We start from the raw sequence: 19,231 nt of genomic DNA, 5'->3' as shown, positions 1-19,231 counted from the left end.
GCTTTTTTTATTGCCACACGCCGCTCAAATCAGCTTTCTTCTTCATCACGCAGCGGCACAATCAGCATATCGATATGCACGGTGTTGATCAGCTGGCGCGCGGAAGACATCAGCTTACTCCAGAAATCCTGATGATGGCCGCATACCACCAAATCAACATCATAGCGCTTGATGGCATCAACCAGCACCTGGCCCAGATCGCCGCTGCCGCTGAGCGTTTCTGAAATAGGGTAGCCTGCGCTGTTGGAAATATCCGCCAGCGCGGTGTGGGTTTCTTCGGAAATACGCTTCTGCATATCGCCCAGGTTTACATCAATCAAACCGGTGTAGAGATCCGAATAATTAACATCCACATGGATCAGCGAAACTTTGGCATCGTAAGGACGAGCCATCGAAACCGCTTTCGCGACCAGCAGTTTACTTTCTGGCGAAAGATCGACAGCAATCAGAATGTGTTTGTAAGACATAACGCTCTCCTTGTTCGGTACGGCCGCATATATGCAGGCGGTCTGGCATCATAACACATTGAATTAGTGCGATGTGGCAGGGTTCTGAGCGCCTGGAACCGCGCATTTTTTATCTCTTAAGTATAGCGTTAATTGTTAACAAATCCCGGTTTGCCCTTTCTGTTTGCGAGCGGGATCAAAAGGAATTTCCTCTCTTTTTTATTCTGGCCGCAAACAGCGCTGGCAAAAATTTCATCTCATCTCCTAAACTGAAGAAGACAATAAAAATACAGAACAGCTACGCTGCTGTTACAACAATTCAAACTTAGGGTGGGCGAAGCGAAAACGAGCAGCGTTGATTGTCGTGGCTGCGGATAAAGCATCGCCGTGGAGGAGATCATGATTAGCACCATCGCACTTTTTTGGGCTCTTTGTGTGGTTTGTCTGGTTAATATGGCGCGTTACTTCTCTTCTTTGCGTGCGCTGCTGGTGGTGCTGCGAGGCTGCGATCCTTTGCTTTATCAGTACGTTGATGGGGCCGGGTTTTTTACTTCTCATGGCCAGCCGGGTAAACAGGTGCGGCTGGTGCGCTATATCTGGCTACAACGCTATCGCGATCATCACGACGAAGAGTTTATCCGCCGCTGCGAGCGGGTTCGCGGGCAGTTTATCCTGACCAGCGCGCTGTGCGGTCTGGTCTTTATCAGCCTTATTGGGCTATTTATCTGGCATTGAAGAGCCTGTCCGGGCTATTTATCAGGCATAAAACGGTCTGGGCTACTGGCGTTAAGGCATAAAAAAAGGCGGGGAAAATTCCCCGCCTTGTTGTTCCTGCTGACGAATCAGGGAACCAGCTTCAGCGCTAACCAGTAAAGGCAGCCCGACAGCACGATCGATACAGGTAACGTAAATACCCAGGCTAACAGGATATTTTTAATCGTCTTACCCTGAACGCCGCCGCCGTCGACCAGCATGGTGCCGGCCACGGAAGAGGAGAGAACGTGGGTCGTTGAAACGGGCATGCCGGTATAGCTGGCCACGCCGATAGAAACGGCAGCGGTCATCTGTGCAGCCATTCCCTGCGCATAGGTCATGCCTTTCTTACCGATTTTTTCACCGATAGTGGTGGCGACACGGCGCCAGCCAACCATCGTACCCAGCGACAGCGCAAGCGCTACGGCAACGATAATCCACACAGGGGCGTACTCAACGGTATTCAGCATATCGTCTTTCAGCTTGCCAAGAAAACGGCGGTCTTCGGCAGTGGTGCTCTGTAACTTAGCCGTTTTATCGGCGGTATCAGAGACGCACATCAGCAGACGACGCAGCTGGCTGCGTTGCTCAACGTTTAACGCGTCGTAGCTTTGCAGATTACTCAGCAGGCCTTGAGCACGTTGGATAGCCGGCATCGCGCGAGCGGCATCGCAGTGAAACTCATGCGGAGCGCCCGGATTTTCCTGCGGTGCGGGTACAACAGGCGGAGCCATCTGCACAATCTGGGTCAGCGAATCAGCATGCTGCTGATAATACTGTTCCAGATGGTTTACCGCATCGCGGGTACGCGTAATGTCATAGCCCGACGAGTTCATATTGACCACAAAGCCCGCCGGCGCCACGCCAATCAGCACCAGCATGATTAGGCCAATGCCTTTCTGTCCGTCGTTAGCACCGTGAGAATAGCTCACGCCGATAGCCGAGACGATCAGCGCGGTGCGCGTCCAGAACGGCGGCTTTTTCTTGCCGTCGATCTTCTCGCGTTCCGCTGGCGTCATATGAATACGGCGGCGTTTCTTACTGCCGCTCCAGTAGCGACGCAGAATAAACACCAGGCTACCGGCCAGTACCAGGCCGACAATCGGCGAGATAACCAGCGACATAAAGATGCCGATCATTTTCGGGATATTCAGCGCGTCCACTACCGAAGTGCCGGTAAGCAGCGCGTTGGTCAGGCCAATGCCGATGATGGCCCCGATGAGGGTATGAGAGCTGGAGGCAGGCAGGCCAAAATACCAGGTGCCCAGATTCCAGATGATAGCAGCCAGCAGCATGGAAAAGACCATGGCCAGTCCGTGAGCCGATCCTACATTAAGCAGTAAATCGGTGGGTAGCAGATGAACGATAGCGTAAGCAACGCTTAGCCCGCCCAGCAGTACGCCAAAGAAGTTAAATACGCCGGCCATCACTACCGCCAGTTGCGATCGCATAGCTCGCGTATAAATTACAGTAGCCACCGCATTTGCCGTGTCGTGGAAGCCGTTGATAGCTTCGTAAAACAAAACAAAAAGCAGGGCAAGGACGAGTAACAGGCCGGTATGGTAATCAAGACCAGCAAACAGATGTAGCATAAGCGTTACGCCATTTTGGAGGACATGAACGCGGCGCATTATCAGCGAGAAACCGCGCCTGGGGAAAGTGAAATATAGACTTTTTTTGACATTAATACGTTAACAGAAGCAAATAATGGTCCTGAGTTGTATGAAAATCATACGTTTACCGCTATGGGCTAAGATGACGCTTTTATGACGCTGGCGATAAACGACCCATCTCATTACAATCACCGTTTTTTGCGCAGCAGGTCGGAGCGGATTGTGGAAAAGTTTGACGTTATCGTTATTGGCGCAGGTGCGGCTGGCCTGTTCTGTGCCGCACAGGCAGGGCAGCGCGGCAAACGCGTGCTGGTGCTGGATAACGGCAAAAAAGCGGGACGCAAAATATTGATGTCGGGCGGCGGCCGCTGCAATTTTACTAACCTTTATACCGAGCCTGCGGCTTATCTGTCGCAAAATCCCCATTTCTGTAAGTCTGCGCTGGCACGCTATACGCAGTGGGATTTTATCGATCTGGTGAATCGGCACGGTATCGCCTGGCACGAAAAGACGCTGGGCCAGCTATTTTGCGACGATTCCGCTCAGCAAATTGTGGATCTACTGCTTAAAGAGTGCGAAGCAGGTCAGGTGACGTTAAGACTGCGTAGCGAAGTAGTAAAGGTAACGCGCGAAGAACATTACACGCTGGAGCTGAACGGCAGCGTGGTACAGGCGGAAAAGCTGGTCATCGCTTCCGGCGGTCTTTCTATGCCCGGTTTGGGCGCGTCACCCTTTGGTTACAAACTTGCCGAACAGTTTGGCCTGAAGGTTTTTCCAACGCGCGCGGGCCTGGTGCCTTTTACGCTGCATAAGCCGCTGCTTGAGCAGCTGCAAACGCTTTCCGGCGTGGCGGTGCCTTCCGTAATGACTGCGGAAGACGGGACGGTATTTAAAGAAGCCTTGTTATTTACCCATCGCGGCCTCTCCGGTCCCGCAGTATTACAGCTTTCCAGCTATTGGCAGCCGGGCGAGTTCGTGACGGTCAATCTTTCACCCGAACGCGACCTTGATGCTTTTATCAGTGAAGAACGCGAAGCCCATCCTAATCAAAGCCTGAAAAACACGCTGGCAAAAGTGTTGCCGCGCCGTCTGGTGGAATGTTTGCAGCTGTTGGGCAGCGTGCCGGAATGCACGCTTAAGCAGTTAAACAGCCGCCAGCAAAGCGAACTGACCCAGACATTGCACAGCTGGCGCGTGCAGCCCAACGGTACGGAAGGTTACCGCACGGCGGAAGTTACGCTTGGCGGGGTTGATACCAGCGCGCTCTCCTCTAAAACAATGGAAGCACGCGATGTGCCGGGCCTCTATTTTATTGGCGAAGTGGTGGACGTGACCGGTTGGCTGGGCGGCTATAACTTCCAGTGGGCCTGGAGCTCTGCCTGGGCCTGCGCGCAGGCGCTGTAGGGCAAACGGGATCTTCACTGACGAAGATCTTGTTTTATAGCACCCGTTATAATAGAAAGGCTAACGCAGACGGATTCCTTACTGGAAATAACGGGCCTGCATTGTAGGTAATAAGGAGTTGTAAAATTCCTTAATTAGCGACGCATTGTCTTTTCGCTACGCAGCTTTAATTGGCTTTTTCATTAATATTGTTTTTTAAATTATTGTTTTTATAAATATAAAAAAGAAGATTAATGGACATGTTTTCGCTTCTCTTCTTATGGCTATTTATGGAATGAACCCCCGGTTTTCCCGTTGGCGGTTAGCTGTTTTAATAACGCAATTGACTTATATCGACGATTAACACACTCTTTTTGCTGAGGCTATTTTATCGCGGCGCTTAAAAAACGCTTCTTCTTATGCGCCCATTCAATTAATATTGTCGCGCCAGGAAGGCCAGAATTAAAGGATGGGAAGCGGTGTTGCCCGTTTTATTCTCATTACGCTGTCAATTCAAAATAAACGCTTCGGATAGCGTATCGCACAACGTTTCCCCGGAACGCCTCCTCGCATTAAAACAGCAGCCAACCCCTTAATCGTTTTAAAACCATATTAATGAAAGGATGCACTATGGTTATGAAATCACGGCCTTTTGCGCTCGGTTTGCTCACGCTGACGCTCTCCCCACTCTCTGTTTTTGCCGCATGGGTAGTGACGGATGGTTCCACTTTACAGGTAACCTCAGGCTATGACTCTACGGACATCAGTGACGTACCGTTACAGGCTTCCGGACAAAACAGCCGGTTAGTTACCGACAGCGGACTGGCGTTCAGCATGTCAGGTGTTGCGACAAGCGTTGCTAAAATTATCGACCAGGGCAGTCTGAAGGTGAATAAGGCAACTTTATCCTTCACGGGAATTGACGGACAGGTCATTTCGGTTAACAACGCCACGATAGATATTATTGGAAGCACGCTTTCCATATCCGGGAAGCGCAACTTTGCTATTAACGCAAAAAATAGCAACGTCTCTGTTAAAGACAGTTTTTTGTTACTTGAAGGCGCTGGGGCAACTGGAATAAGCGTGAACGATGGCGGCACGCTAACGGTGAAAAATACCGTTATCAGCAATCAACCAGATTATGCCTCTGCCGGTATCGTAATGAATCATTATGCCAAAGCCACGCTAAACGATGTAAAAATTACGCTGAACGGCAGTAACGTCTCTCATGCAATTAATATCTATGGCGGTTATATGACTGCCGATAACGTGACGATAGATACTGAGTCAGCCAAATGGGCTGCTATTTTGACAGGAAATGCCTCTGGTCCCAATAGTACGTTAGCGCTAAGCAACAGCACTATTAACTCCGTCTTTACCGCGCTGCGTGGTATGGGGGGAAATATGACGTTAGATAATGTGAATGTGACGACCCGTGGTACATCAGGCCTGGCTATTGATGTTAATGTCGAATCAAACGCTATCGTTCGCGGCGGCAGCTATCAAACTTCAGGGGAAAGGGCACATGGAGTATGGGTAGCAAATAAGCTCTCCACGTTAAAGGCTTCTGACACCAGTTTTACTACCCGGGGTAGCGGCTCCCATGCTGCTTTTCTACAGTTCGGCACAACCGAGTTGAATAACACGAAGTTAACAACGTCAGGAATCGAAAGCTTTGGCATGTATACCGAAGCGAGCGATCCTGATAAGCAGGGGAGCATTACGGGCGACAATGTCACTGTCAATACATCCGGAGAATCGAGTTATGGTGCCAGAGCACATGGAGGAAAAATAACGTTAGAGAATTCCGCCATTACTACCAAAGGGGCAAGCGCATCAGGTGTAGGGATAAGTAATGCAGGCGTGCTGACGCTGGTCAACACACCGGTAACAACTTTTGGAGATGACGCATCAGGGATTACTCTTGCCGCTACCGCAAGTGCAACGATAAGCAATTCGGCAATAGGGACTTCTGGCTCACAGGCGCATGGCGTAAATGCCGACAACAGTACTATTAACCTGACGGACGTCTCTTTAACCACTTCAGGCACAGACGCTTACGGCATAGTGGCCAAAAACAGCAGTACAGGCGAAATTCGTAACAGCACCATTTCCACTACGGGGAAGGGCGGCGTAGGTATCGCTGCTTTGCTATCTGCCAGCCTGACCGGCGATAATCTTACTATCAATACAACCGGTGAAAATGCGCCAGGCTTGTCTGCCTCTCTTGCCACGTTAAAGCTGGCCAACAGCACAATTACTACGGCGGGGACAGGCGATAAATCTCCTGCCGCTTTGTACGCGGCCGACAGTGCAGGCAGTGCGACCAACACAGTAGAGCTGGACAACGTCTCGTTAAATAGCCTGGCGGGCAATGGCGTACTGGCGAAGGGGACGCCGCTCAACCTGACGCTGACAAACAACAGCGTTATCTCTGGTGGCAACGGCACGGCATTACGTGCTGTCCCAAACATCGTCGAAAAAGAGGGCACGGTGACCTATGCAAAAGTGAACATCACTGCAAAAGATCGTGCCCGGCTGCTGGGGGATATTATCGCCGAAAGTGACGATAACGAGATCAATCTGTCGTTAAACAGCGCCTCGGTTTTGCAGGGTGCGACGCAAAACGTTAACAGGCTCATCCTTGATGCCGCAAGCAGCTGGTTGGTAACGGGCGACTCTGACGTTAAAACGCTGCAGCTGAATAACGGCTCGGTGATTTTTAATAACGAATCCGGTTTCAGTACCTTAACGGTAAATGGCGATTTGACCGACTCAGGGAATTTTACCCTGGGTACGCAGCTGGGTGATGACAGCTCGCCAACGGACAGAATTCTGGTCAGCGGCACCGCATCCGGGCAGTACGGTTTGACCATTAACAACAGAGGCGGCACGGGCGGGATCACGGACGCCGGTATTCTGGTTGTGCGGGTAGCTGGCGATGCCAGTAACGCCGATTTTAAACAAAATGGCACCGTGGTCGCGGGTAACTATCAGTACATGCTCCATAAGATTGGTGACGGTGCCTGGTATTTACAGACCTCGTTGACGCCGGTAACGCCACCGGATGAGGCTGACGGCGATGCTGAAGAAATCGACAACGGCGATGTCCCGGGAATTGATGATGGCGATGTCCCGGAAATCGACGATGGCAACGTCCCCGGAATTGATGATGGCAATATTCCGGAAACCGATGGTGGCAATACCCCAGAAATTGACGACAGCGTGACGCCAGGCATCAAAGCTTACAGGCCAGAAACCGCCGGTTATCTTATCGCGCCTTATCTTAATGCCGCTTACGGCTTTGCCGCTATCGGCACCTGGCATGAACGACTGGGCGCTTATCAGGATGACACCATGTGGGCAAGAGTCTCTGGTCGGCATGACGGATACCGTGCAGGGCGCTTCTCTTTTAACGTCAACACGACCTTTGTGCAGTTTGGCGGCGATCTTCTGACTAAAAGCCTGGCTGACGGCTGGCATCTGAGCGCCGGGCCGGTGATAACGCTGGGCCATCAACGCAGCAATAACAAAGACACCGCGCGTAGCTTACGTTCTGAACTCTCTGTCGATGTCGGTAAAATCACCACCAATACCTATAGCCTTGGCGGTTATCTGACGGCGTGGAATGACGAAGGTGCTTACCTGGATAATGTGGTGCAGGTGACGCGCTACAGCAACGAGTTTACCAGCCTGACCAGCGCGAAAATGGACAGCTACGGCGTCGTTGCCTCTGTAGAAACCGGTCTTCCCCTTTCGCTGGGCGGGCAGTTTAAGCTGGAGCCGCAGCTGCAGGCGATGGGGCAATATATGAATATCAGCCAGACCTATGCCAGCGGCGTTAAGCTGAAAGATCAAAACCTGATGGTCGCCCAGCTGCGTGAGGGACTACGGCTTTACTACGATAGCCCGTTACTTAAGCCTTATCTGCAGGCGGATGTCGTGCAGTTGCTGGGCCGTACGCCAGGCGTTGATATGAACAATGAAACGCTGACGCCGGATGTTCGTCGCGGCTACTGGCAGGCCGGAGCCGGACTCAGCAGCCAGCTCAACGCGCACTTAAGCGCTTACGCACAGATGAAATATTCGCACAGTTTTGGGCCAGGCTCGGAAGGCTATACGGGCAACATAGGCGTGAAATACAAGTTTTAATTCAATAAGCTGGCGTCGTTATCGACGCCACGCTTCGGGCCTGCGGGCCCTTTTTTGTTGCCGTAGCTTAGTGGCAGCGCTCATTTTTGAAATTGATAATGGCAATGAAAATTATTATCATTCGCGCCAATTATAACTCCATCCTGCGTCCTTATTGATGAAAACACCATCCGCACGTTCTGCCAGCGTTTTTTGCCTGCAAAGAAAAACGCCGCTTTATATCGCTCTTTCTTTGCTAAGCGCCTCTGCTATAGCCGCAACCAGCAAAGACCAAACGCTGACCGTGACCGCTGACAAAGCAGCCCCTACGGGCAGCTACAGTCAGGATACCGCCACGGCCGCGACCAAAACGGCCACGCCGCGTAGCGAAACACCACAGTCCGTCAGCGTGGTCACGCCGCAGGTGATAAAAGATTACCAGGTTAAAACCGTTAACGACGCCATGAAGTTTGTCAGCGGCGTAGCCCAGGGCAATACGCTGGGCAACATAGAAGACGGTTTTGTTAAACGCGGCTTTGGCAGTAATTCCGATGGCTCTATCTTTATTGACGGCGTGCGCAGTAACCAGGGATTGTCGATGGATTCCACCATCGATCATGTGGAAGTGCTGAAGGGGTCCGCTTCACTCCTGTACGGCATCCTTAATCCGGGCGGCATTATCAACCTGGTCAGTAAAAAGCCACAGTACGAATGGAATACGCATATCAGCGGTGAATCTACCAGCGTAGGCGGCGGTGCGGGCAGCATAGATATCACCGGACCGTTAGGGAACGGCTTTGCTTTTCGTCTGGTTGCCGAACGTCAGCGTGAAGATTACTGGCGCAACTTTGGCGTGAATGAACACACGCTGCTGGCGCCTTCACTGAGCTGGTACGGTGATAAGGCTTCCTTCAACATCAGCTATAGCGAATATAAATTTGATATCCCTGTCGATCGCGGCACCGCGTTTATCAATAAAAAGCCGCTGAAGATCCCGTACAACGAGCGCATTGACGATAACGCCAACCATGCCTGGGGCAAAAACAAGCGGTTGAATGTCAATTACGGTTATAACCTGGACGAGACCTGGGAAACGCATTTCAACTATGCCTGGATGCAGCGCCGCTATGACAGTAACGAAGTTCGCGCCACGGCGATCAACGCCACTACCGGCATCGTTTCTCGTCGCGCCGATGCCAACCGCGGCTTCAATCACCAGACCACTTATCTTTCGTGGGATATCGGCGGTAGCCCGGAAATCTGGGGCATGCAGCATGACGTCATGCTGGGCGTGGACTACGAGCAGGATGAAACCTACAAGGCATACTCTTATCGCGGCAAGGTTTCAAAAACCTTCAACATGTACGATCCGGTCTATGGCGAAGAGCCGCCGGTCAGCGCCAGCACGGTTTCCGATGCGCAGAGTAATTTACGCACCAACCTTTATAGCCGTTCCGTATTTGCTAAAGACAGCATCCACCTGACCGACAAATGGATCGCCGTCGCGGGCGCGCGCTATCAGCGCTATACCCAAACGGCCAGCAGCGGCTGGACCGATCCGCAAACCACGCTAAACGATCGCGGTGATGCTTTCCTGCCGCAGATGGGACTGGTTTATAAAATTCGGCCAGATTTATCGCTCTACGGCAGCTACAGTAAATCGTTTACGCCTTCGACCCAGACAGATGACGACGGTAACGTCGCCTCAACGGAAAAGGGCACCACGTATGAAGTGGGTGCAAAATGGCAGATGGTACCAGCGGTTTCTGCCACGCTGGCGCTTTATCGCATTGATGAAAAAGATATGTCGGTGCTGATTAACGGCGTCACGCGCAATATTCCAAAGGCGCGTTCAACCGGAGCAGAAGTCGAAATTAACGGCGAGCTGGCCCCTGACTGGAATTTAATCGCCACTTACAGCCACGACAAAACGGAAATTGTAGAGGACGACGTTAATTCGGCGAACGTGGGTAATCGCCTGGTTAACGCCCCGACTAACAGCGGCAGCCTTTATCTGACGCATGCGCTGCGCTTCTCCTGGCTACCTGGCGATGTACGCGTTGGCGGCGGCGCGCGCTACGTTGGCTCCCGCGCGGGCGATCCGGAAAACAGCTTTACCATGCCGGACTATACGGTTGCGGATGCTTTTGTTGCCTGGGACAGCAAGCTGGTCGGCAAGCATACGCAGCTGAAGGTGAACGTGAATAACCTGTTCGATAAAGAGTACTACGAATCCAGCGGTGGCAGCCTGCGTGTTAGCGAAGGTGCACCGCGCGAAGTCGTCGTCTCCGCTTCGGTAGATTTTTAATAACGGCCGGGAAAACCGATGAAAAAAACGCTGATTATGCTGCTGCTATTAGCCAGCGGACTGGTGCAGGCAAAAACCGTTACCGACATTTTGCAGCGACAGGTAACGGTGCCGGATAATCCGCAGCGCATCGTACTGGGTGAAGGACGGTTACTCTACACCCTTGCGCTGGTGGAAAAGGGCAACCCTCTGGCACGCGTAGCGGGCTGGCCTGACGATCTGCAACGTTACGATCGCCAGACCAGGGAACGCTATACCGCGGCTTTTCCGGCAATTAAAAAAATTCCGCTTATCGGCGGCGCAAATCCTGGCCAGTTCAGCGTGGAAAAAATTATCGCACTGCACCCGGATTTGGTGATTTTGCCGGTTTATGCCAGAAAACCGACGACGCAGGATAACGTACTGGCCCAGTTAAGCGCGGCGCGCATCCCGGTAATCTATGTTGATACTCGCGTCGAGCAGTTGAAGAACACCGTGCCAAGCCTGCAAATTCTTGGCGAAGCGCTAAATGATAGTCAGAAAGCCCAACGCTTTATCGCTTTTTACCAGCAGCATATGAACCTGATTCACGATCGTCTGCGTCAGGCTAATCCGCCCAGACCCAGCGTGATGCTGCAGCTGCATATTGGCCGCCGTGACGTTTGCTGCACAACTGTTGGGCGCGGTAACCTGGCCGATTTGCTGGAATGGGCGGGCGGCAGAAATATTGCGGCCGGCAAGTTTTCCGGGGTCTTTGGTCAGCTAAGTCCGGAAGCCGTGCTGGCGGCTAATCCCGATGTTTTTCTGGCGACGGGCATGAGCGGTCCTCAGCAGCCAGATCGGCTACAGCTTGGCCCACAGGTAAAGCCGGAAGCGGCGCAAAAGAGTTTTGATCGGGCGCTGGCGGGCGAAAGCGTCATTTCCCAGCTGGTGGCGGTTCGCAACGGGAGAACGCTGGCTATCTGGCATAATTTCTACCTTAGCCCGTGGCACCTGCTGACGGTTGAAATGATTGCCAAAACGCTGCATCCCCGGCTGTTTCACGATTTGAATCCGGCCGAAACGCTACGGGAAATGAATCGTGAATTCTTACCGCTTCCGGAAACGGGAACCTACTGGACAACTGGCGACAAGCGATAAAAGCGGGAAAGGGTAAAAGCGGCTCTGGTAAAAGGCAGAAAAAAGCCCGCGGCTGCGGGCTTCCGGTACTTTACTCGTTAATACGCGGATGCTGGTTAATCAGATGCTTACGCTTCTCTTCCAGCTCGGCGATCTGCTCGTTAATATCTTCAATCTTGCTCTCGATATTATCGTGGTGCTCCTGCAGCAGTTCTTTCGCCTCGGCGATATCAGACGCGGCAGGCGTAGCGCCACGCAGCGGCATATTCGCGGTTTCTTTCATCATGATACCGGTGATCAGCCCTACCACCGCAACCACCATCAGATAGTAGGCTGGCATATAAAGGTTAGCGGTATATTCTACTAACCATGCCGCCAGCGTTGGCGTCAGGCCCGCGATCAGAATAGAGATATTAAACGCGCTCGCCAGGGCACTGTAGCGGATATGGGTAGGGAACATCGCCGGAAGCGATGACGCCATCACGCCGGTGAAGCAGTTCAGAATCACCGCCAGCAGCAGCAGACCGGCAAAAATCAGCCCCATCACGTTACTGTTGATCAGCATAAAGCAAGGAATGGCCAGCAGCAGCAGCGCAATACTACCGATGATCACAAACGGACGACGCCCAAACTTATCGCTCATTAACCCCATTACCGGCTGAATAAACAGCATACCGATCATAATCGCGATAATAATCAGTACGCCGTGATCTTCGGAGTAATGAAGGTTATGCGACAGATAGCTCGGCATATAGGTGAGCAGCATGTAATAGGTCACGTTGGTGGACAGCACCAGACCAATACAGGCCAGCAGGCTTTTCCAGTGTTTGGTCGCGATCTCTTTGAAAGATACCTTCGGGCCGTCAGCCAGGCCTTCACGGTCGCCCTGTTCCAGCTTGTCTACGTGCTGCTGGAAAGCCGGGGTTTCTTCCAGCGCGTTACGCAGATAAATACCGATCAGTCCCAGCGGCAGCGCGACGAAGAACGGCAGACGCCAGCCCCATTCCAGGAAGCTCGCTTCGCCGACCACGGTAGAAATCAGTACCACCAGGCCCGCGCCCATAACGAAACCGACGATAGAACCGAAGTCCAGCCAGCTGCCCATAAAGCCGCGTTTGCGGTCAGGGGAGTATTCGGCGACAAAGATAGAAGCGCCGGTATATTCACCGCCTACGGAGAAGCCCTGAGCCATTTTACATATCAGCAGTAAAATCGGCGCCCAGATACCGATAGAGGCGTGCGAAGGTATCAGGCCAATACAGAAGGTACTGACCGACATAATAACAATGGTAACAGAGAGAATTTTCTGGCGGCCGTACTTATCGCCCAGCGCGCCAAAAAACAGGCCGCCCAGCGGACGGATCAAGAATGGAACGGAAAAGGTTGCCAGCGCGGCTATCATTTGTAAGCCGGGATCGGCGCCAGGAAAGAAAACCTGACCCAGCGCGTAGGCCACAAAACCGTATACCCCAAAGTCAAACCACTCCATGGCGTTACCAAGCGACGCGGCGGTAATGGCTTTGCGTAACCTGGCATCGTCAATGATCGTTACGTCTTTTAAGCCAATCGGCTTAACACGCTTCCTACGTAGCTTCATATAAAAACACCCTGTAATTGACTGTTTCCCAGATAATTTTTCCATTTTGCGCCGCACTTATGACACCATGCGGGCAGAACGGTACAAATTGCGTACGGACTTTTACCCTACAGACAGAGATAAGTAGCGGGTTTGTTGTTCAACTGCCAAATATCTGTCTGCCTTCATTATATCCTCTCTCTGGCGCGTAACATAATTTCTACCCGAAATCAGATAATGTAACCAGAAGTAACATTTTGCAATCGACCCACTCAGGGTATGCCGGCCTTGAATGTGTACAGTGCGCGGCTCTGAATGAATAACGCCGGGCCAGGTTAGTCCAGGATTTTTCGGAATAGAAATAGCTTTAAAAACTTTATATTAATATGACACCTGATTGAATTTAGTATTGCACGCTCTGGCGCAATCAGTAATACTGCCAGCCGCATTTATGCGGAGCTCGCAATGTATAATAAAATAAAACCAGATTTTGAAAATTACTGGCTGGACAGTATAGAAATCAATTTGAAATTTTTTCGTTCGCCGCAACTCTTTTTCCCTGGTAAATATGGGGTTTATTCCAGGCAGAATGAATGGTTACAATGTGGCAGACGTGTTGATAAAAATTTGCAGCAGGAAGCGAAACGGCATCGACTGTTTTTTCAGCATGTCGCAGCAAGGATCCAACGACGGATAAAAAGAATACGTCTTTTATTTCAAAGGGTTGTAAAAAGCAATTTTCCGGGGGACAGCGATAGATTTCATACTGACTTATATCAACAGCAATTTGAAAATATCACGGATCTACTGGCAAGAATTAATTGCCGGGAAAACAGACGTCGTGAAAAATCAGACATAACTCCGCTCCATCGGGAAAAAGTGTCAGCGGATGAAACGCTGGAGTCCGCATTGCGAATCATATTAAAGCATCGTGAATGTAATTGAATATCATTACGTCATTCCTCTATTTGATTTAATTATCTCTGGTAACAGATTATTATTCAGCTCCGCACTTTTAGCCCAGCGGATGCTGACCTTGTTGCTGTAGCCACTCCATCAGTACGCTGCTTTCCATTGGACGCGCATACAGATAGCCCTGAATAAATACCACACCGCGATCTTTAACGTATTGTAGCTGTAGCGGCGTTTCTATCCCTTCCGCTACCACCTTCAGCTTCAGCTTGTGGCTTAGCATGATGATGGCATCCAGCACTGGCGTTTCGCCTTCCACCGACTCAATAGCGTTAATAAAACCACGGTCAATTTTCAGGTAGTCGAGCGGGAAAGTTTGCAGGTAGGAAAGCGAGCAGTGGCCAGTACCAAAATCATCAATCGCAATACGGATCCCCTCGCTGCGCAGCAGCTGCAGTTTTTGCACAACATCCTCGCCGTCGGACAGCAGGCTACGTTCGGTAAGCTCCAGCGTAATTCTGGATTGATGCGTGGCCATCGCAGCAGCAAATTGTCGGATATCACTGACAAAATCTTCGTGCTGGACATGTTCGGCCGCCACGTTGATCGCCAAATGAAAGTCAGGCGGAACACTCCAGCTTTTCGCTTCTTCGGCAATCAGCTGCATTAAATGACGGGTAAGCGGGACGATCATACCTTCCGCTTCGGCTGCGGCAATAAACAGATCGGGCCGTATCTGGTTGCCGTCAGGCAGGTGCCAGCGCATGAGCGCCTCTACGCCACTGGCCTGGCCGGTTGCTATATGGTAAACGGGCTGATACTGCACGGAAAATTCACGACGCACTATGGCCCGACGTAACCGGTCACGTATTGAAAGCTTACGCTCCAGCCAGTTATTGATCACGGCCACCAGCAGCAGCGACAGGATCAGCGCCACCGGTACAAAGGTAAGCAGACCATGGCGCCAGTTTCGCATGACGTCGCTGGCGGGCGAGGTAACATGCACAGTAACGGGATAGCGGCTGGACGTTTTATTCAACATCAGCGCAGCGGGTACAGCGCCATCCTTTATGTCGCTATAAAGGATGGCGCCTCCGCCAAACTGTAGCGTAATACTACTATCCTGATTCCTGTCGATAGCATTCATAAAATCCAGCAGATATTGCCCGTCAATCAGCGCAAAAGTGCTGAACTGGCTGGGCGTATCGCGCACAAAAATCACCGCCGGGCGATCTTTTACCGCCCGGGTACCGGCAACCGAAAGCATCCACCAGGCTTTACGGTTTTCCGGCGGCGGCCGTAAAAGCATGGTCTTGATATCGCTATGGCTGCTGCCAAAAGCAGAAGAGCAGGTCACCAGGCCGTCCTGCATTACGCCAACGGCGCGAAAATAGGGATAAAGCGCCGCATATTGCCGTAAATCTTCATTAACATCGTCGCATTGTTTACCGGAAAAACGGCGCAGCTGATCGATCATATTCCATGCCTGATCGCTGATCGTCTCGGCGTGAGCCAGCAGCATGTCTGCCGTTGCCTCCTGCTGGCGTTGAACGCTATGTCTGGCGTCGACCCAGGTAAAAATGACGCAAAGAATTAGCGGTAGCAGGCCTGCGGTAGCCAGAATAGTTATCTTTCGCGCGCGTTTTTTTTTCGGCGAATCCATGATGGACCTCTGTTAACGGCGCCTCGGTGCCTGAAGAAAATCTTAAGGTAGCACGTCACGAAAGAAAAAGTTTAAACGTCACGCTGCCCATCCTGACTTAGTCAATTTTATGCAATTTATTCTTATATTCGTCATTTCCGTCTGCCGATCCTTTCGTGTCAGGATGCCAGGACAGGGCTTCGGCCGTCCATCACGCTGGTAAATCAGGAGAATTTATGACTGGCGCACTGCATCCTGCTGAATCACTTCGCGCGCGTATTACCGACGCGGAGTGGCAGGCTCGAACCAAACTGGCACAGTGTTACCATCTGGCGGCGCGCCTGCGCTGGACAGATCATATTTACACCCATTTTTCATTACGTGTGCCGGGCGATAAGCCTCATTTTTTAATTAATGCGTATGGGCAAACGTTTGATGAAATCGCGCCGGAAACGCTGGTAAAGGTCGATCTGGATGGCGAAATTATTGACGATCCCACCGGACTGGGGATAAATCCTGCTGGTTATGTCATTCACAGCGCTATTCATCGCGCCCGACCGGAAACGCATGCCGTACTGCATACCCATACGGCCGCAGGTATTGGCGTAGCGGCGCAAAAAAATGGCCTGCTGATGATTTCACAACACAGCATGCGCTTTTACCGCCGACTGGCTTACCACGACTATGAAGGGATTGCGCTGGATCTGGACGAACAGCAGCGAATCGTCGCCGATCTTGGCGATCTGAACGCGCTGATCCTGCGTAATCATGGCCTGCTAACCTGTGGGCGGGATCTGGAAGAGGCCTTTTATAACCTTTATTACCTTGAACGTGCCTGCGTGGCGCAGCTGGCTGCCCAGAGCGGTGGCGCTGAACTCACTATTGTCCCTGATGACGTATCGGAAAAAGCCGCGCAGGTATTTGATGACGCTATCAAAAATAAAAGATATCTGCTGCACTGGGATGCCTACATACGTCAGCTGCAGCGCAATGCGCTTTAAGGAAGGAAAATGAAAGCGGGAAAAATCGTTCTGGCGCTGCTGCTTAGCGCCGTGGCTGCCGCCAGTATGGCAAAAGAGGAAGAGGTAACGCTGGTGCTTGGCGATCAGGCGCGCAACTTACGCTCTCTGGTCGAAGCCTCTGGCGTAATGAAAGATGCGCCTTATCACTATCGCTGGGCCAATTTTCAGGGTGCTGCGCCGTTATTTGAAGCGCAGCGTGCTGGCGCTGTCGATACTTCTTACGCTGGCGATCTGCCGGTGTTGATGGCGGCTTCCGGCGGCGTCGATCTGAAAATTATCGCCACTAACGTAGGCGACAACAGCGCGAACGGTCTGATTGTTCCCGCCGATTCACCTGTACATAGCGTAAAAGAGCTGGCGGGGAAAACGGTGGTTGTTTCATCGGCACGCGGCAGTATCTCTCAGCATCTGTTGTATGGCGCGCTAAAAGAAGCCAGCGTGCCGCAAAAGGACGTTTCCGTCCGCTTTGTATTGCCAACCGACGCCAGCGCGGCCTTTAATTCCGGACAAATCACCGCATGGGCTACTTTCGATCCCTATCTGGGCATAGCAGAGCAGCATGGCGCGCGACTGTTGCGCGACAGTAAAGGATTAACGACCGCGCTTTCGTTTGTCACCGCCACCGGCAGCTCGCTGAAAGATCCGCAAAAGCGTCTGGCGATTGCCGATTTCGCCCGTCGTCTGGCAAAAGCGCGTGCGTGGGGGATTGCTCATCCTGCGGAATATAATCAGGTTTATTCGACGCTGACCCGACTCTCGCCGGAAGAGTCCAAGGCCATAACCGCGCGGATTTCGCACGGTATACGGCCGGTTTCAACGGAGGATGTGGCTCGCGTACAGCAGGTCGCCGATCTTTTCTCTTCGCTGGCTATCTTGCCCAACAAAGTTAACGTTCAGGCGATTACCGACAGCAGCGTATTTGAGGCTCGCTGAAGGCTATTTCTGTACTTTGGGTTTGGCGACTCTCGGCGGCCTGCCGTTGCCCAGCAGGATCGCCAGCTTGCTGCCGCCGGGCGTCGTTTCCATCAGGATTTTACACACGCTGGTCAACGGGACCGAAAGCAGCATGCCAACCGGGCCCAGCAGCCAGCCCCAGAAAATCAGCGACAAAAAGACCACCAGACTCGACAGCCCCAGGCCTTTACCCATTACGCGTGGCTCCAGCATATTGCCAAAAACCATATGGATAGCGCTGAACAGAGCGGCAACCAGTGCAGCATCATAAACGCTGTTTAGCAGCAGCGCCTGCAAGGTGGGCGGAATGCCTGCGATAATGGGGCCGATATTGGGGATATAGTTCAGTACAAACGCCAGCGCCCCCCATAAAAGCGCAAACTTCACGCCCAGCAGTACCAGCACCAGCCAGACCGAGAGTCCGGTAATCAGGCTAATAAGCGTTTTCAGCGCCAGATAGTGCGTGACGCCTTTTAACGCCCGATGTAAGCCGGCTATGCGAATTTTGGGGTTAATCAGCGCAAAACGCAGCTTATAAGGCAGGTGATGCACTTCAAAAAGCATAAACACGACGGTCATTACCAGCAGTACCAGATTAGCTAATGCGCCGGAAAACTGACTCAGGATAACGGTCGCCATGTTCATGATCGCGTTAGGATCTAGCCGTGCGGCCAGGCTGTTAGTAGAAAGGTTGATATGAAAGGGCGCCACCAGATGCTGCATTATCGTAAGCTTCTGCGTCATCTGATGCTGCAACTGAGGATAAACAGTAGAAAACTCATCGGCTGAACCGGCAATCATTGCTACCAGCAGGCCCAGCGCCGTCAGCACGGCGGCAATTACCAGCGTAATGGCCAGTCCGCGTCGTACGCCCCGGCGCATCAACAGGGTGACTAAAGGATTTAAAACAATCGCCAGAAACAGAGCGAGCAAAAAGGGCACGATGATCGTCGAGGCTGCCTTGATCCCTGCCAGTATCACGACCAGTGTCGCCATCTTTAGCAGTATATTCTGCCCCATCTTCTCCTGCTGCAGTGTGTTCATTCCTTCTCCCTCTGGCTTCGATCTGCTAAGTGTAGCGGCTTCCGGCCACTAACAGCCTGATTTCCGGAAAGCTCTGAGGATTTTTACGCCAGCGTCTAAGCCATAGCGGGTACTTTATTTTATTGTGGGCAGGTTAACGTTGTTGCTCACTGTCAGAGAAAAGCAAAGCAAGGTGCTGCTCGTTGGTTGGGAAGAGGGAATTAAGGTGCTGCTCGTTGTTCGGGAAGAGGGAATTAAGGTGCCGTTCGTTGTTCAGGAAGAGGAAATCAAGTTGCCGTTCGTTGTTCGGGAAGAGGGAATTAAGGTGCTGCTCGTTGTTGGGGAAGAGGAAATTAAGGTGCCGTTCGTT

At 52.0% G+C, this 19,231-nt stretch carries 14 protein-coding genes; 9 read left to right on the top strand and 5 right to left on the bottom strand.

Features of this window, described 5'->3' with window-relative positions; translation table 11 throughout:
• Positions 1-29: 29 nt before the first annotated feature.
• Entirely contained in the window at positions 30-467 is a 438-nt protein-coding gene (gene uspA / locus KUE00_RS21090) for a universal stress protein UspA (RefSeq protein WP_246762312.1), read from the bottom strand.
• 378 nt (positions 468-845) lie between these two features.
• On the opposite strand from uspA, the gene uspB reads away from it, so the two are divergent.
• Complete coding sequence (uspB, locus tag KUE00_RS21085) at positions 846-1,181, top strand: universal stress protein UspB (RefSeq protein ID WP_246762311.1); 336 nt, start codon at positions 846-848, stop codon at positions 1,179-1,181.
• 107 nt (positions 1,182-1,288) lie between these two features.
• Here the strand turns inward: uspB and pitA are convergent, their stop codons facing one another.
• Positions 1,289-2,791, bottom strand: a complete 1,503-nt coding sequence (gene pitA / locus KUE00_RS21080) for an inorganic phosphate transporter PitA (protein ID WP_246762304.1) — start codon at positions 2,789-2,791, stop codon at positions 1,289-1,291.
• A gap of 243 nt (positions 2,792-3,034) precedes the next feature.
• Between pitA and KUE00_RS21075 the strand changes: the two genes are divergently transcribed.
• The 4 genes from KUE00_RS21075 to KUE00_RS21060 all read left to right on the top strand — a co-directional run bounded on the left by KUE00_RS21075 (position 3,035) and on the right by KUE00_RS21060 (position 11,753).
• Positions 3,035-4,216, top strand: coding sequence for a BaiN/RdsA family NAD(P)/FAD-dependent oxidoreductase (locus tag KUE00_RS21075; protein ID WP_246762302.1), 1,182 nt, complete (start codon positions 3,035-3,037; stop codon positions 4,214-4,216).
• 609 nt (positions 4,217-4,825) lie between these two features.
• A complete protein-coding gene (locus KUE00_RS21070) occupies positions 4,826-8,347 on the top strand; it encodes an autotransporter outer membrane beta-barrel domain-containing protein (protein WP_246762301.1) in 3,522 nt (1,173 codons plus the stop codon).
• A gap of 157 nt (positions 8,348-8,504) precedes the next feature.
• Positions 8,505-10,634 carry a TonB-dependent siderophore receptor gene (locus tag KUE00_RS21065; protein ID WP_246762299.1) on the top strand — a complete coding sequence of 710 codons (2,130 nt, stop codon included), beginning with the start codon at positions 8,505-8,507 and terminating at the stop codon, positions 10,632-10,634.
• Positions 10,635-10,652: 18 nt separating this feature from the next.
• On the top strand, positions 10,653-11,753 hold the full coding sequence (locus tag KUE00_RS21060; RefSeq protein WP_246762297.1) for an ABC transporter substrate-binding protein: 1,101 nt from the start codon (positions 10,653-10,655) through the stop codon (positions 11,751-11,753).
• A 70-nt stretch (positions 11,754-11,823) separates the two neighbouring features.
• On the opposite strand, the gene proP is transcribed toward KUE00_RS21060, so the two are convergent.
• Entirely contained in the window at positions 11,824-13,329 is a 1,506-nt protein-coding gene (gene proP / locus KUE00_RS21055; RefSeq protein ID WP_246762296.1) for a glycine betaine/L-proline transporter ProP, read from the bottom strand.
• Between the two features lie 444 nt (positions 13,330-13,773).
• On the opposite strand from proP, the gene KUE00_RS21050 reads away from it, so the two are divergent.
• A complete protein-coding gene (locus KUE00_RS21050; protein ID WP_246762294.1) occupies positions 13,774-14,253 on the top strand; it encodes a hypothetical protein in 480 nt (159 codons plus the stop codon).
• 70 nt (positions 14,254-14,323) lie between these two features.
• Here the strand turns inward: KUE00_RS21050 and KUE00_RS21045 are convergent, their stop codons facing one another.
• Entirely contained in the window at positions 14,324-15,883 is a 1,560-nt protein-coding gene (locus tag KUE00_RS21045; RefSeq protein WP_246762292.1) for an EAL domain-containing protein, read from the bottom strand.
• 215 nt (positions 15,884-16,098) lie between these two features.
• Here KUE00_RS21045 and KUE00_RS21040 point away from each other — a divergent pair, with 215 nt between their 5' ends.
• The gene (locus KUE00_RS21040) at positions 16,099-16,863 is read left to right on the top strand and encodes a class II aldolase/adducin family protein (RefSeq protein ID WP_246762291.1); all 765 of its coding nucleotides are present in this window, start codon (positions 16,099-16,101) and stop codon (positions 16,861-16,863) included.
• Between the two features lie 9 nt (positions 16,864-16,872).
• On the top strand, positions 16,873-17,817 hold the full coding sequence (locus KUE00_RS21035) for an ABC transporter substrate-binding protein (RefSeq protein WP_246762289.1): 945 nt from the start codon (positions 16,873-16,875) through the stop codon (positions 17,815-17,817).
• A 3-nt stretch (positions 17,818-17,820) separates the two neighbouring features.
• Here the strand turns inward: KUE00_RS21035 and KUE00_RS21030 are convergent, their stop codons facing one another.
• On the bottom strand, positions 17,821-18,882 hold the full coding sequence (locus tag KUE00_RS21030; RefSeq protein ID WP_246762287.1) for an AI-2E family transporter: 1,062 nt from the start codon (positions 18,880-18,882) through the stop codon (positions 17,821-17,823).
• A 142-nt stretch (positions 18,883-19,024) separates the two neighbouring features.
• Here KUE00_RS21030 and KUE00_RS21025 point away from each other — a divergent pair.
• A partial coding sequence (locus KUE00_RS21025; RefSeq protein WP_246762285.1) for a hypothetical protein occupies positions 19,025-19,231 on the top strand: 207 nt, incomplete at its 3' end.

It is taken from the genome of Erwinia phyllosphaerae, assembly GCF_019132875.1.
Taxonomy (GTDB): Bacteria; Pseudomonadota; Gammaproteobacteria; order Enterobacterales; family Enterobacteriaceae; genus Erwinia; species Erwinia phyllosphaerae.
This window is presented reverse-complemented; position numbering and strand designations above follow the sequence as displayed.

What these genes read in the sequence shown, in the direction of transcription:
- KUE00_RS21060 (WP_246762297.1), top strand. Translation starts at nt 10,653, where the DNA reads ATGAAAAAAACGCTGATTATGCTGCTGCTATTAGCCAGCGGACTGGTG.
- KUE00_RS21040 (WP_246762291.1), top strand. Translation starts at nt 16,099, where the DNA reads ATGACTGGCGCACTGCATCCTGCTGAATCACTTCGCGCGCGTATTACC.
- KUE00_RS21070 (WP_246762301.1), top strand. Translation starts at nt 4,826, where the DNA reads ATGGTTATGAAATCACGGCCTTTTGCGCTCGGTTTGCTCACGCTGACG.
- KUE00_RS21050 (WP_246762294.1), top strand. Translation starts at nt 13,774, where the DNA reads ATGTATAATAAAATAAAACCAGATTTTGAAAATTACTGGCTGGACAGT.
- pitA (WP_246762304.1), bottom strand. Translation starts at nt 2,791, where the DNA reads ATGCTACATCTGTTTGCTGGTCTTGATTACCATACCGGCCTGTTACTC.
- uspB (WP_246762311.1), top strand. Translation starts at nt 846, where the DNA reads ATGATTAGCACCATCGCACTTTTTTGGGCTCTTTGTGTGGTTTGTCTG.
- KUE00_RS21030 (WP_246762287.1), bottom strand. Translation starts at nt 18,882, where the DNA reads ATGAACACACTGCAGCAGGAGAAGATGGGGCAGAATATACTGCTAAAG.
- KUE00_RS21065 (WP_246762299.1), top strand. Translation starts at nt 8,505, where the DNA reads ATGAAAACACCATCCGCACGTTCTGCCAGCGTTTTTTGCCTGCAAAGA.
- KUE00_RS21045 (WP_246762292.1), bottom strand. Translation starts at nt 15,883, where the DNA reads ATGGATTCGCCGAAAAAAAAACGCGCGCGAAAGATAACTATTCTGGCT.
- proP (WP_246762296.1), bottom strand. Translation starts at nt 13,329, where the DNA reads ATGAAGCTACGTAGGAAGCGTGTTAAGCCGATTGGCTTAAAAGACGTA.
- KUE00_RS21035 (WP_246762289.1), top strand. Translation starts at nt 16,873, where the DNA reads ATGAAAGCGGGAAAAATCGTTCTGGCGCTGCTGCTTAGCGCCGTGGCT.
- uspA (WP_246762312.1), bottom strand. Translation starts at nt 467, where the DNA reads ATGTCTTACAAACACATTCTGATTGCTGTCGATCTTTCGCCAGAAAGT.